The organism is Runella aurantiaca (genome assembly GCF_003339505.1).
GTDB classification, from domain to species: Bacteria; Bacteroidota; Bacteroidia; order Cytophagales; family Spirosomataceae; genus Runella; species Runella aurantiaca.
The window spans coordinates 24,922-38,921 of record NZ_QPIW01000039.1; the positions used below are offsets into that span (position 1 = coordinate 24,922).

Annotated in this window: 10 protein-coding genes; 2 read left to right on the plus strand and 8 right to left on the minus strand. The window is 41.4% G+C overall.

What is annotated here, in order from left to right; translation table 11 throughout:
• The first annotated feature begins 1 nt into the window (after position 1).
• Both DVG78_RS27810 and DVG78_RS27815 read left to right on the plus strand, forming a co-directional pair.
• Positions 2-1,003, plus strand: coding sequence for an NADP-dependent oxidoreductase (locus tag DVG78_RS27810; protein WP_114464286.1), 1,002 nt, complete (start codon positions 2-4; stop codon positions 1,001-1,003).
• A 412-nt stretch (positions 1,004-1,415) separates the two neighbouring features.
• Positions 1,416-1,979 carry a helix-turn-helix domain-containing protein gene (locus DVG78_RS27815; RefSeq protein WP_114464287.1) on the plus strand — a complete coding sequence of 188 codons (564 nt, stop codon included), beginning with the start codon at positions 1,416-1,418 and terminating at the stop codon, positions 1,977-1,979.
• Between the two features lie 293 nt (positions 1,980-2,272).
• Here the strand turns inward: DVG78_RS27815 and DVG78_RS27820 are convergent, their stop codons facing one another.
• The 8 genes from DVG78_RS27820 to DVG78_RS27855 all read right to left on the minus strand — a co-directional run bounded on the left by DVG78_RS27820 (position 2,273) and on the right by DVG78_RS27855 (position 13,987).
• Positions 2,273-4,936: a sialate O-acetylesterase gene (locus tag DVG78_RS27820; protein ID WP_114464288.1), complete on the minus strand. Its 2,664-nt coding sequence runs from the start codon at positions 4,934-4,936 to the stop codon at positions 2,273-2,275.
• Between the two features lie 40 nt (positions 4,937-4,976).
• The gene (locus DVG78_RS27825; RefSeq protein WP_114464289.1) at positions 4,977-6,119 is read right to left on the minus strand and encodes an endo-1,4-beta-xylanase; all 1,143 of its coding nucleotides are present in this window, start codon (positions 6,117-6,119) and stop codon (positions 4,977-4,979) included.
• A 60-nt stretch (positions 6,120-6,179) separates the two neighbouring features.
• Entirely contained in the window at positions 6,180-7,214 is a 1,035-nt protein-coding gene (locus DVG78_RS27830) for a glycoside hydrolase family 43 protein (protein ID WP_114464290.1), read from the minus strand.
• Between the two features lie 25 nt (positions 7,215-7,239).
• Complete coding sequence (locus tag DVG78_RS27835) at positions 7,240-8,658, minus strand: MFS transporter (protein ID WP_114464291.1); 1,419 nt, start codon at positions 8,656-8,658, stop codon at positions 7,240-7,242.
• Between the two features lie 145 nt (positions 8,659-8,803).
• Positions 8,804-9,913 carry an endo-1,4-beta-xylanase gene (locus DVG78_RS27840; RefSeq protein WP_114464292.1) on the minus strand — a complete coding sequence of 370 codons (1,110 nt, stop codon included), beginning with the start codon at positions 9,911-9,913 and terminating at the stop codon, positions 8,804-8,806.
• 106 nt (positions 9,914-10,019) lie between these two features.
• The gene (locus tag DVG78_RS27845; RefSeq protein ID WP_114464293.1) at positions 10,020-11,303 is read right to left on the minus strand and encodes a glycoside hydrolase; all 1,284 of its coding nucleotides are present in this window, start codon (positions 11,301-11,303) and stop codon (positions 10,020-10,022) included.
• Between the two features lie 392 nt (positions 11,304-11,695).
• Entirely contained in the window at positions 11,696-12,031 is a 336-nt protein-coding gene (locus tag DVG78_RS27850) for a hypothetical protein (protein WP_114464307.1), read from the minus strand.
• A 30-nt stretch (positions 12,032-12,061) separates the two neighbouring features.
• On the minus strand, positions 12,062-13,987 hold the full coding sequence (locus tag DVG78_RS27855) for an alpha/beta hydrolase-fold protein (protein ID WP_114464294.1): 1,926 nt from the start codon (positions 13,985-13,987) through the stop codon (positions 12,062-12,064).
• Between the last annotated feature and the right edge of the window lie 13 nt (positions 13,988-14,000).

Sequence of the window (14,000 nt, forward strand, 5' to 3'; positions counted from 1 at the left end):
AATGAAAGCATTTACAATAAAACGGTATAGTACAGAAGATACACTACAATTGGTTGATTTTCCCGAGCCGATTATAAATGAAAATGAGGTTTTGGTAGAAATTCATTCGGCAAGTGTCAATCAGCTGGATGCTAAAATAAAAACGGGAGAGTTTAAGCTTTTGCTTCCGTATAAATTTCCTTTGATTTTAGGTCACGATGTGGCTGGTATAATAACTAAAGTCGGCTCAAAAGTTAGACAGTTCAAAGTTGGTGATGAAGTGTTTGCCCGACCTGTTGATTTTAAAATTGGCACATTTGCAGAATACATTGCTATCAATGAAAATGATGTCGCATTGAAACCAAAAAACATTTCAATGGAACAAGCGGCTTCCATTCCGTTGGTCGCTTTAACGGTTTGGCAGGCATTCGTAGAAAAGGCAAAACTCAAAAAAGGTCAAAAAGTATTTATACAAGCAGGTTCCGGCGGTGTCGGAACGATTGCTATTCAGTTGGCAAAACATTGGGGCGCAACTGTCGCCACAACAACAAGTGCGGATAATTTTGATTTAGTGAAAAGTCTTGGTGCTGATATTGTGATTGATTACAAAACACAGGATTTTGAAACGATACTCAAAGATTACGATTTGGTATTGAATAGTCAGGACGGAAAAACGCTTGAAAAGTCCATGAAAATATTGAAGTCAGGCGGAAAAGTCATTTCTATATCAGGTCCGCCCGATGCTACTTTCGCAAAAGAACTTGGATTGTCTTGGTTTTTGAAAACAGCGTTTTTCTTTTTGAGCAGAAAGGTGAAAAAGCAAGCGAAAAAACTTAATGTAGATTATTCCTTTTTGTTTATGCAAGCTAACGGAAAACAATTATCTGAAATTAGTTTGTTGATTGAATCTGGTGTTATTCGCCCAATTGTCGACAAGGTTTTTCCGTTTCAACAAACAAACGAAGCAATGACTTATGTAGCAAATGGTCGTGCCAAAGGAAAAGTCATTGTCAAGGTCAAGTAGTTTAGTTTTTGTAGTGGTGCCGGTAAAATAGCAGCTAACTCGCCGATGGATGTACTTACAGTACATGCTTTATAGGGTTCAACTGCTACTCCCGTCCGCTGAGCTGGGTAATGCCGTTATCAACTGCCAAAAACTTAACCGCGATTCTTATAAAATAGGCCTAATTTTATCAGTTACAGCCATAATCTGAAAATTCTGCAAATGATTCAGGCAAACGTGTAATGAAGACAGAGTTTACAGTGTTGTATATTTGCAGCATATAATACAAAACCGCAAATGACTCTCTTCAAGCGTATTTTATGTTTGTACATGGCATTTCAGGTACTGCTGTCAAGTACAGGATTTGCGATGTATGCATATTGGTGCACGATGAGAGACGCTTGGTCTTCACTATTCTTATCACCTAGTTGGGATGAAACTGTACATTAAAAACATGGTGTGCAGTCGCTGTAAAACAGTGGTCCGCCAAGAACTTGAAGCCCTCGGGCACGAAGTCCTCACGGTTGAATTGGGGGAAGTTACCCTCAAAAAACCAGCCACGGAGGCACAACTCGAAAGCATCGCTGAACGTTTGCTTACGCACGATTTTGAGTTGCTGAGCAATAAAAAACAGCAACTTATCGAACTGGTCAAAACGGCCATTGTCGAATTAGTACATCAGCAAAACGACGGGCTACGTCGACAAAAACACTCCGAATACCTCGCCGAAAAAGTCAACCGAGATTACCGCTACCTTAGCACGCTTTTCTCAGAAGTTGAGGGTATAACGATTGAACAGTTTATCATTAACCAAAAAACCGAACGAGTCAAGGAGTTGCTGGTGTATGATGAGCTATCGCTTTCCCAAATTGCGGACCTGCTCAATTACAGCAGTTTGGCCTATTTATCAACCCAGTTTAAGTCCGTGACTGGCATGACGCCAAGTCAATTTAAACAGTTGAGGGATAAACAGCGAAAGTCGCTGGATAATTTATAGTGTAGCATTCCACAGAAGGCTAGACACATTAAAAATTCCGAAGCACTTCCCAAAGAGCCATGATAAATGTGCTCATGGATAATACGAGAGTATTCATACAACTGTGTCATTTAAAGGATGTTTTCACTCAACTATGCTTTTAAAAAATTCACTATTGCCAATCAAACAGTTACAAAAATTTGACACAGTTAGTTGAAAAGGCCCGCTTTTATGGAAAAAACTAGCAGGCATGGGTGATGACCGATTCCAATACTTTGAGTCAAAAGTAGAAGCTTTGCTCACCCGTTATAAACTTATTTTTTCAGGGCCTTAGTATGTTCTGCTAGGTTGAGCATCGTGTCAACATAAATCTCATTTTCGTTTTCTTTAAGATACATAAGTAGCTCACGGTGAGCAGGCAACGAAACATTCAACGAGTGTTCTCCACCTACGCCATGAAACAGAAAAACCAGTAATTTCCCCTCATTTTGGGCTTGTTTAACAAGTTTTATGAGTTGTTCGCCCGTTTCGCCATTAATCATGTAAGAGTCGAAATCATAAGGATTTATTTCCTCCATTTTTTGCATACGAGCACGTACGGCTCTGGCGCCAGCAAGGTCTTTTTTAAGTTCTTCTATAAACTCCACTCCGCCCACTTTGGTATCGCCGCAGGTAAACGCAAATGTCCGTTGTTTTTTTCCGTCCACCGATTCGAGCAAGGTATTGGTCTGGCGGATTTCGTCGGTGATGCGTTTGAGAGAGTACTTGCTGAGGTCATTTTCAGGATTCACCCAACCCCGTCCCGGCCGGGAAGCATCACAAGGATGAAACAGCGTATGATTGCCCAGTTCGTGACCCCGCTCGGCGGCTCGTTTCCAGTCATTGAGTCGATTTTTGAATCCTGGAAATGAACCTGTTATATAAAACGTTCCTTTTAAATTAAGGGAGTCGAGCAATGTAACAGCGTGGTCGAGATGCACATTGAGGGCATCATCATAGGTCAGTACTACTGCACATTTTTTACCTTTCCAAGGCTTGGTCTGGTCCAAATCTTCGCCATCTGTTCTAAAAGGAGAAGCTGGCAAACCATCGGCGTTGAAAAGATTGGGATTAATGGGGTTGTCTGCCCAGGCATATCGCACGTATTTCGGATTTTTTATTTCGCTTGACGAAACAATGATTTTATTATTCTCAATTTTGGCATCTGCCCAAACAAATTTTTTATCGAAACTTGCCACCGAAAAATCACTTAACTTCTCTCCATCATTGGTCGAAAGCCCTTTACCGACGTGGTCAAATTCGAGGATAATTCTATCGTTTTCAATGATTTGTTGCTTAAAAACAGGCCCAGATGGTTCTATTTTTTCGCCATAAATCAGATTTGAAGCTGCTATTGCCAATCTATCGCCTACACTTTTTTTGTTATCGGGATGAATATCATTCCATTCCCCTAAATCAATCGCTACGACCAAAGCCGTATTGGATGATTTTAGAGCCGCGTGTAGTTGGGCTTCACGCAATTTTGCCCAATCGCTTTCAGAGGGTAAGTAGTTGTAATCCATGAAATTAGGTAACTGCACAAACAAAAATGGCAAGTTCGGATTCCTAAAATTCTGTCTTAAATTATTGATTTGAGCCACCTGTAAAGCTTCGTATTCGGCGGGTCTACCTGCATTTGACTCGCCCTGATACCACAATACTCCTTTAAGATTAAGGTTTTCGGCAGGAGCAACCATCGCATTATACAGAGCCGTTGGTTGGTTTTGTGCTACGATACCACCACCGAAACCAAAATTTCGAGGACGATAGACTTCCCCCACTTTGTATTCCCAAGTACCTTTTAGGTCGAGTGTTTGCCCATTTGCCTCAATCATATAAGGTTTATCGGGCACAAAACCGCCTTTACCAGCGGTATTGCTCACTTTTATGACAAACAAATTTTTACCTTCTTTCAACACTCCCTTCTGTAAATTGTAACGCCGCTGTGGATATTGATAGGTAGTTTGTGCCACTTTGTTTCCATTGATGTACAATTCGTCGGCATCCACAATCCTGCCTAAATGTACTTTGACAGTCGTTTCGGTCATGTTTTTGGGAATATCGATTTCTTTTTTGTACCAAACCGTACCATTCAAATCTTTCAATCCTTGGTCTTCCCAATAGCCTGGAATGTTGATTGGTCGCCAATGTTGCGACTTTGAATCGGGCGAAAACCATTTTTCGATCATTCCCAAATCAATCGGCACATTTCTTGGTCCCGCATTTGCGAAAATGGGGCGATTGGCCCGATTGACCGAAGCCGTATCTTTATTCTTGGCAATTGTATTAACTAATTCAGGAAAATTCTGAAAACCTGATTCCGAAATCCATGCCTCAATGGGTGTGCCACCCACGCTGGCGTTTATAAGCCCAATTGGAACTTTATATTTTTCCTGAATATGTCGAGCAAAGAAATAGGCAACTGCCGAAAACCGCCCTACATCTTTTGGATTGGCGGATTTCCAAGCCACAACATCGCCTAAATCATTTTGTTTACCTACCAAATTTGTTCGAGTTGGGATAAATAAATGCCTGATTTCTGGATAATTGGCCGTTTCGATGTCTTTGGCATAGGTGATGTTGTGAATGTCCATTTGATGCACCATGTTTGATTGTCCAATACACAAAAACACATCACCAAAGGCTATATTTTTGATGCTGATTTCATTTTGGCCTTTCAAAATCATTTCGTAGCCCGTTCCAGCCGATTGTGGCGGAAGCTGAATTTCCCATTTTCCGTTGTCGGCGGTCGTAGTTTTGAATGATTTTTTGTTGAAATTCAACACAATTTTCTCTTTTGGCGCGGCCCAGCCCCAAACTTTGATGGGTTGATCTCGTTGCAAAACCATGTTGTCTGAAATCAGCTTGGGCAAACGGATTTGGGCTTGGACCGCTACGGCAAGGCCCAGAAAAAAGGCAAAAATCAAGAAAGGCTTCATTGTTTATAATAAAAGTTGAAAGAAATGAGCATTGGCTAACTCACTTTGACTTTTGGGGAACTTTCAGAATGGCATCGAAAGCTGGTTTGGGTTGTTTATTTCTATCCCAGAGCATAGGATAATTGGTGCGATTCGGAATCGGATAGTCGTTTTTCCACGACATTCCATCGTGGATACCCCACATGGTTACGCGGTCAATTTTGTCTCTTTTACGGTAAAAAATCTCAAAAAGTTGGGCATATCTATCTGCTAAAGCCTTCTGCACCGAGTCGGGTAAGCCGTTGGAATAAGGATCTAAAAACGTTTTAAATTCTTCGTTTTGAAACTGTTTTTCACTCATGCCCTGTCCAATTATCTGTCCTTCTTTGGTGAGCGGCAGCACGTCCACGTCCAACTCTGTAATCATCACCTTCAAGCCCAATGCCGCATAAGCATCAATCGCGGCTTCGATGTACTCGGTTTTGGGATAGTTCAACCCCCAATGCCCTTGTATGCCAATCCCGTCAATTCTGATGCCTTCTTTTTGTAACATTTTTACCATTTTGACAATCCCATCCCGCTTCGACGGCCGCCAAGCATTAAAATCGTTGTAGTATAATTCGGTGTTGGGGGCGTATTGCGCGGCGTATTTGAACGACAATTTTACCAGTTCGTCGCCATCTCCAATGCCTTTCACCCACGTAGTGGGGCGATAACTCCCGTCGTCGTCAATGACTTCATTTACCACGTCCCAAGCTTGCACTTTGCCAGCATACCGACCCGCTACGGTTTTAATATGCTCTTGCAACCGCTCGGCAACGGCTTCTTTGGATTTGGGCTTACCGCTGTCGTCCTGAAAAAACCACGCAGGGGTTTGGTTATGCCAAACCAGCGTATGCCCGATGACGAACATGTTGTTTTTCTTTCCAAACTCAACGTACGCATCGGCTGGCTCATATTTAAAAACCCCAGGTTGTGGATTAATAAGCCCCGCTTTCATAGAGTTTTCGAGGGTAATGGTATTAAATTGCTTTACTACGATTTTCTGAGAGGCCTTATCTCGTCCCGAAACGATGGCATCATTGACCGCCACCCCCATTTTGAAGGCATCTTTATAGGCTTCTTTGAGGGTAAGTTGCGCTTCTGAAAAAGTGGCTATCAGCGTAAAAAAGCTAAAAATGAGCCATTGAATACCTTTCTTCATACGTGTATCGTTTGTATTGTTCTAATTTTTTTAACGCATTGTTTTAGAATGATTCAACCATTACCCATACGGCTCTATGGTCTGAATTTTACCTTCGGCATCATGTTTAAGTTCGGCTACTTTGATACTTCGGAGGTGCGTAACGCCCTTGGAAAGGCTCGAATCGTGGTAAAAAAGATACCATTTCCCCTCTACTTCACAAATAGAATGGTGGGATGTCCAACCTACTACAGGATTCAGAATTCGACCTTGGTACGTAAACGGCCCGTAAGGGTTATCAGCCGTGGCATAACAAACAAAATGTGTATCGCCCGTAGAATACGAAAAATAGTATTTTCCTTGATAGTAGTGCATCCATGATGCCTCAAAAAAACGTCTGTCGTTGTCGCCAGCCAAAAGCGGTTCGCCGTTTTCATCCAAAATGATTAAGTCTCTTGGTTCTTCGGCAAATTGAAGCAAATCGTCGGTCAGTTTGGCTACTTTAGCGCACAAAGCGGGTTCGTTATCAGCAGGTAGATGAGCCACGGGGCTTTCGGGTTCTGCAGCATTGAACTTGCCTTCTCGCCAGCGCTGCAACTGCCCGCCCCATAGTCCACCGAAGTACATATAATACGAGCCATCAGCATCTTTAAAAACCGCAGGGTCTATCGAAAAACTATCCTTAATAGGCTCAGATTGAGGTATAAAAGGACCAACGGGAAAATCACTGGTAGCCACACCTATTCTAAAAATTCCCTCGTAATCTTTAGCAGGGAAAAACAAATAGTATTTTCCGTTCTTTTCGTGGGCATCGGGTGCCCACATTTGGCGTTCGGCCCACGGCACATCGTTTACGTGCAAAGCTACGCCATTATCAACCGCTTCGCTCGTGATGGAATCCATCGAAATCACGTGGTAATCTTCCATCGCAAAATGACTACCCAAATCGTCGAAGGCTTCGCCGGCGTCAACATCGTGCGAAGGATAAATGTAGATTTTACCATTAAATACGTGCGCCGATGGGTCGGCGGTATAAATGTGACTCACAAGCGGCCGAGAAATCGCTCGACGGTTTAAGTCTTCAAAATCAATATGTTGTATGCTATCTTCTGGCATGGGTTTAAGTAATTTTTATAGTAGTCTATTTTCTTCTTTCCTTCAATTCCGCTTCTATCTTCAATTCCATTTTCTTGTTTATCTCATAGAATGCCAAGAGGCCCACAGCAATCAAAAAAGGGATAGAGGGGAATACACTTACCAGCATTTTGATGCCGTTGATGGTTTCGGCAGACTGTGCTATTTCGGTTTTTGGTTGGTAATTAAATATCCCTAAAATCATAGTCAGTAACGAACTTCCGATGCTCAAACCGCCCTTTAAACCTACCATCATGGCTGAAAAAATAATGGCTGTGGCCCGGCGATTGTTTTTCCATTCGGAGTAATCGGCTACGTCGGCAATCATGGTCCAAAGAATGGGCGTGCTGATGCCATAAAAAAACATATGAAGAATCTGAGAGCCAAACATTAAGCCCACGGATTGGGGCGGGTAAAAATAAAACAAAACAATGAAAATGGTAGAAACAAACAGCGAGGCCCCGAAAACGTTTCTTTTTCCGTACTTATCTGCCAAAGTTTTGGAAAGCATGATTCCAATCAGACCAATCAATATTCCCCCGCCATTAAACACACCCAGCCCCATCGAAATGTCATTTTCGAAGGCAGGCAAGAAAGATTTCATGGGTTCCAGAAAAGCGGCAAGCTGTACTTTGTCTACATAGTTTTCAAAATAATAGACATAAGAACCCCCTTTCATCGCCAAGGTGACAAACACCAAAGTGGTGACGGTCAACATGATAATCCATGGAATATTCTTAAACAAATCGCCAAGGTCTTCTTTCAATGAAGATTTTTGCTCGGGTTTAGGCACAATACGTTCTTTGGTCGTAAAAAATGTAACCAGAAGCATGAGCGTACCAATAATGGCCAAAATGGTCATTACCTTTTCTATCCCTACGGCTTTATTGCCATCACCCGCTTTCAGAATAAGATTGTACATAAATACTTGCACAAAAAACTGGGAGAACATCACCGCTACGAAACGATACGCCGACATGCTGTTTCGCTCGGCCATGTCGCCTGTAATGACGCCACTCAGTGCCGAATAGGGTAAATTGTTGGCGGCGTACAGCAACAACAACAAACTATACGTAATGACGGCGTAAATTACCTTGCCTTGGTAAGAGAAATCGGGGGTACTGAAAGCCAATAAAGCGGTAACGCCTAGCGGCACAGCCGTCCAAAGTATCCACGGTCTAAATTTTCCCCAGCGGGTAGTTGTTCTGTCGGCGATTGCCCCCATCAAGGGGTTGAATACAAAGGCTGCAAATAAGCCAACAAAGAGGGTGACCAATGTGGCATCTTCGGTTTTTAAACCATAGATGTCGGTATAGAAATACGCCAAATAGGTAACTAACGTCTGAAAAACCAAATTGGCTGCCAAGTCGCCGAGGCTATAACCGATTTTTTCAAGGACGGATAGTTTTTGTGAGGTTTGGTTCATTAAAAGGAAATTTAGGGGAAGTTAATAATCATTATTTTTTGTACCACGGAGTTGCACAGAGGTTAAAACCCACAGAGTTGCACGAAGTTTTACTGTACTTTGTGCAATACACTTTGTACCTCCGTGTCATAAAAATATTGTCGCCTTATTTTGCCGATTTTAGCTCCAATACCGACTTATACGCCAATTTTGGCTTAAATTCTCGGTCAAAAAGCAATGGGTAATTAGTTCTTCCTCTGATGGGAAAACCGTTTAGCCACGAATGTCCATCGTTTACTCCCCAAAAAGTCACTCGACTGATTTTGTCCTTGTGTTTAAGAAACAGTTTGAAAAGATCTTCGTATTTCTGCGCCAAAGTGACCTGCACCGAATCAGGCAATCCAGCCGTGTAAGGATTCATTTTAGGGCTTCCTTCAAAGTTTTGATTCACATCGGCCCCCCGCAAATCCCAAGGATTAGGTAAAACCGTAAGGTCGAGTTCGGTAAAGGCTACTTTTATTCCTAATTGAGAAAACTCAACGATAGCGTCTTCAATCACTTTGAGGTTTAGGGTGTTGATACTCCAGTGTCCCTGTATGCCCACTCCGTCTATTTTTGTGCCGCTTGCTTGTAGTTTTTTTATGATGTCAATCGCCCCCTTGCGCTTGGCGGGTTGTTCGATGTTGTAATCGTTGTAATACAATGCAGCTTTGGGGTCGGCTTTGGCCGCCAGCTCGAAAGCTTCTTTGATATATCCTTCTCCTAATTTGTTCAAAAACACCGATTTGCGAAGTGTCCCGTCTTCATTGAGTGCTTCATTGACTACATCCCAGCTGTTGATTTTGCCAGCGTATCGACCCGCCACGGTTTTAATGTGTTCGGTCATAAACAAACGCACCGAATCAGGGCTATTGATTTTACTCACAAAACGAGGTAATTGCGAATGCCAAACCAAGGTATGCCCTACGATGTACATGTTGTTTTTCTGACCGTATTCGACAAATTTATCGGCAGGGTCAAAATTATAACGATTGATTTCAGGGTGTATCACCTCCGATTTCATGATGTTTTCGGGCGTGATGGCGTTGAATTCACGCTTAATGAGCAGATTAGCCGTTTCATTTCTTTCCTCAATGTGCGATGTCCCCAGCGCTGTCCCTATCAGGAAATCTTTTTGATAGGCTGACTTCAGAGAGGTCTGACTGTAAGCAGGATAACTCATTCCCAAAGCAATTGCTGCCCAAGAAAGGGATTTTAGTTGATTTTGGTATTTCATAATGAACTGGTTAGTAAATAGTTTTTTGAAATTAAAATATTGTCGAATTCTGAGGTCTATGAATAATAATCAAATAATTATTTAAATCATCTGTAATATTGATTACTTAAAGATTGATTATTAAAGTTGAAACACTTTTAGGTGGCATATCAAGGCTAACGCTTTTGTTGGTTATGCTTAAATTTTTCTTCTCAAGATTTACTGTTTCTGTTGTTGTGTATGAAGTTACATTTGAAGCAATCAAACTCTGAATTTTAACATTTTTAACAATAAAATTATCAGGATTAATAATTACCATAACTATTTGATTGTCTTTTTTATAGGCACTTGTTTTTAGAAAAAAACTTGAGCTTGATTTTGTATCAATTCTAACAAATCCTGGTCTGACAAATTTTGAAAAATGCGAATAGGCATAGCCTCTCTTTAATACTTCACCAAAAGTTGTACCCTCCTCGCCATCACCTATAAATGAATAATATCTTTGTAAATACCACCATATATAGGCATTCCAATTTACATTCATAGCATCATGAATTCCAACAAGCATTTTTATGGTTTCATCCCATTTGGCTGTTTCTGAATAGGTGTTCCATTTTGCAGCGCCTGGGTTCCCAGTGTTTAAATTTAAGAGATATTCAGTCATCCAAATTTCCTTTTTCTTTTGCTCTGCCACTGGAAATTTAGCAGTCCCTCCACCATAAGTATGTCCTGCCACAATATCAATTTTTTTAGAAGCCTCTTCATCGTTTAAGATGGCGTTGGTCATGGCTTGGTTAAAATTGAGCGACTCAGGAGCGGCTAACTTTGCGCCTTTTATCTCACCTGGTGCTTTCAAAAAATTTATCATTTCTTGGGCTGTCCAGTCACAAGATTCATAGGTTGGCTTCCAATCTGGTTCGTTTTGAATAGACACCACATCTATTTTAGCGCCACTTTTATCCATAAAAGTTAAAAACTCATTAATATAATTTTTGAAAGCCGTATAATTTTCGGGAAGTAAAACACCGCGTATATCGCTATTGTTATCTTTTAGAATAGAGGGAGGAGACCACGGACTTGCCAGCACTTGAACACCTCTTTTGTTGGCTTCTTTTACGGCCTCAACTATGATGGGCCATTCATTTTTATTTGAAGATATTCTTACCCTAAACATACTCATTCCCAACTCATTATCTCCAAGACCGAAGGCTTTTTGGGCTTCCGCAGGCTTTAATGACATAGCTCCCCACATTCGATTGGCACCACCAAAACCAGTTATTTTTTGATAAGTAACCGTCGGGATTATTTCTAAACTCACCGTAGAAGTATTTGTATTTGCTGGTACATCTTCCGATGTAGAACATGCTGTAAATATCCATAGAAGAGCCAAATAAAAGTTAGATTTTTTCATGTCTAATAATGCTATTTTTGCTTTTTAATTTTATTTAAATTGTAAATTGTTTTTTTAAATGGTAGTAATTTATTTTATTTCAAATATTTCACTTTAAATGGAGATAGTTTTCACTTTTCATGGAAGTAATTATAATTATTACTCACTACGATTTATTATTTTATATGCAACGGTGAAAATTCGAATAAATCATACTACCAAATAGGCCAAGCGTGTCTACGTGCATATTCGTTATATTGATATTTATACCCATCTAGTCAAACTTTTTCATCATATATTTGGCAATTGACAACTTTCCAAAAAACTCCGATTTTCCTACATCAAGCCACCTAAAAAAATAAAAGTACCATTTAATTGACTGTTTTTTTGAACAATTAAATGGTACCATTTTCCTACTGCTTGGCAAGCTTCATCTCACCACGTTCATTTTTTAAAACTATTTCTTTTTCAGAAACCAACTCACCTATGTAGCTTATTTTACGGTCGCCAAGAGAAACACTAAACGAAATTTTTTTACCATCAACAGTCCCTTCTTCAATGGGGGACTCTCCTCTTTGAGTTTTCCAAATTCCCGTTAACTTGTTGCCTTCTACCTTAAAGGTGTAGTTTACTTCAAAAGTGCCGTTTGGGGTTTCCCGGCTGCCTTTCCAGTTGCCATCAATTGGATTTTGTGCAAATGCCACTAAGCTGGCAATTGATAAGAATAAAGAAAAAATTAACGTTTTCATTGTGAAAAATTGGGGGTTTTGTTTGAACATTTATTTAAAAAGTAACTGTGAAAACTCGAATAAGTCATGTCGCCAAACGGGCCACGAATGCCCGCCGGCATACTCGCTGTATTTGTATTTGATGCCCATTTCGTCAAACTTTTTCATCATGATTTGACAATTCTGATGGGCAATGTCTTCTTTTCCTCCCATCGAAATCCAGAAGTTTTTCAGATTGGCGTTGATGGTGGATGAGTTATTTTTCATGAATTCGTATTGCGGGTCAGAAAGTTTTGTATTATTTGCCCACCAACCCGAACTGAACACGCCCAACGATGAAAACATAGGGGTGTTTTTAATACCTGCATACAGTGTCTGCAAACCGCCCATCGACAGGCCCGCCAAGGCTCGGTTTTTGGCATCGGTTTCTACCCGAAAATTGCTTTCTATGAATGGAATCGCGGCATTTTTGAGCTCGTTTTCAAAAGCCCTGAGTTGGGGTTCGCCAAAGCCAGCCACTCCGCCGCCGTTGCTATAGAAATTACCATCGAGCATGGCAATGATCATGGGCTTGGCTTTTTGCTGGGCAATCAGATTATCCAAAATCAAATCTGTGCGGCCTTGGGTAGCCCAGCCGCGTTGGTCTTCGCCACCGCCGTGTAACAGATACAAAACAGGATATTTTTCGCTTGATTTATCATAGCCCGGTGGCGTATAGACGTACATTTCACGCCAAGTATTGGTGGCTTTTGAGAAATATTTCTTGATGCGAATATCGCCGTGCGGAACGTCTTTCAACGCATAAAAACCACCTTCTTTGTACGGAATTTCGATGCCGCTTGCCTGGCGACCCATGCCGTAGAAAGTTTCACTCGCTGGGTCGACAACGGCTACGCCATCAATGATTAACGAATAATAATGAAACCCACGACTGACGACTTCGGTGGTAACATTCCAAAACCCTGCGGTGTCTTTGACCATGTCGTACTTCTTGCCCAAATCCACTTGAACTTTGTGCGCATCAGGGGCTTTTACCTTGAAAATCACTCGGTTGTCGGGTAAAATTTGCGGGTATTTGGCATTGCGAACATTGGAAGAAGCGGGAGTACCTAAAACCGTGTATTGTTCTAACGAGGTATTATCGACGTTTTTAAACAAAAACTGCGAAAACATATACAAACCGTTTTTCCAAACTTTAAAATCGTGCCCGCCCGCTTCCAAGTAATAAATGTGCGGTACAACATTTTGGTACAGATAATCGTGGGTGCGTTTGCTGAATCCAATGAGTCCGTCAGCATCGCCGCACGAAATAAAGAGCAATTTCAATTTTTGCTTGGCAGCTTCTATATTCGGCACCAATTCCTGTGGCACTTTGGTATTGGGTGCCGAAGAAAATCCGCCCACCCAAGAGAATTTATCCAAATTTCCCAACCCAAAATTCAGCGACTGACCGCCCCCCATCGAAAGACCAGCGATGGCACGATTGTCCTTGTCGGTGAGGGTAGGGTATTTTTTTTCGATAAATGGAATGAGGTCGTTCAATAAATCTTTTTCAAAAGTGGCAAAGGCCTGAACTTTGTCAGGAGCCATAATATTGCCGGTGGCACGGTCATCTTTCATGGCCCGGCCATTGGGCATTACTACGATCATGGGTTGTATTTTTCCCTCGGCGTAGAGATTGTCTAAAATGTTTTGGGGACTTGCGCCTCTGAACCATTCTTTTTCATCCCCACCGATGCCATGCAACAAATAAAACACGGGATATTTTTTCTTTTTGTCGAAACCGGGCGGCGTGTAAACCAACGTTTTACGCATCGTTCCCACCGTTTTGGAATCATACTGCACTGTATCAATTTTGCCTTTAGGTATGCCCATTTTTTCCAGTTCATAGCCTTTTGGCATTTCTTTTTCCATTTTTTGGGCAAAAGCCATACAACTGCACAAAAGAAGGAACACCATTGTTGTATTTTTCATCATTCTGAGGTTAAAA

What these genes read in the sequence shown, in the direction of transcription:
- DVG78_RS27810 (WP_114464286.1), top strand. Translation starts at nt 2, where the DNA reads ATGAAAGCATTTACAATAAAACGGTATAGTACAGAAGATACACTACAA.
- DVG78_RS27815 (WP_114464287.1), top strand. Translation starts at nt 1,416, where the DNA reads ATGAAACTGTACATTAAAAACATGGTGTGCAGTCGCTGTAAAACAGTG.
- DVG78_RS27820 (WP_114464288.1), bottom strand. Translation starts at nt 4,936, where the DNA reads ATGAAGCCTTTCTTGATTTTTGCCTTTTTTCTGGGCCTTGCCGTAGCG.
- DVG78_RS27825 (WP_114464289.1), bottom strand. Translation starts at nt 6,119, where the DNA reads ATGAAGAAAGGTATTCAATGGCTCATTTTTAGCTTTTTTACGCTGATA.
- DVG78_RS27830 (WP_114464290.1), bottom strand. Translation starts at nt 7,214, where the DNA reads ATGCCAGAAGATAGCATACAACATATTGATTTTGAAGACTTAAACCGT.
- DVG78_RS27835 (WP_114464291.1), bottom strand. Translation starts at nt 8,658, where the DNA reads ATGAACCAAACCTCACAAAAACTATCCGTCCTTGAAAAAATCGGTTAT.
- DVG78_RS27840 (WP_114464292.1), bottom strand. Translation starts at nt 9,913, where the DNA reads ATGAAATACCAAAATCAACTAAAATCCCTTTCTTGGGCAGCAATTGCT.
- DVG78_RS27845 (WP_114464293.1), bottom strand. Translation starts at nt 11,303, where the DNA reads ATGAAAAAATCTAACTTTTATTTGGCTCTTCTATGGATATTTACAGCA.
- DVG78_RS27850 (WP_114464307.1), bottom strand. Translation starts at nt 12,031, where the DNA reads ATGAAAACGTTAATTTTTTCTTTATTCTTATCAATTGCCAGCTTAGTG.
- DVG78_RS27855 (WP_114464294.1), bottom strand. Translation starts at nt 13,987, where the DNA reads ATGATGAAAAATACAACAATGGTGTTCCTTCTTTTGTGCAGTTGTATG.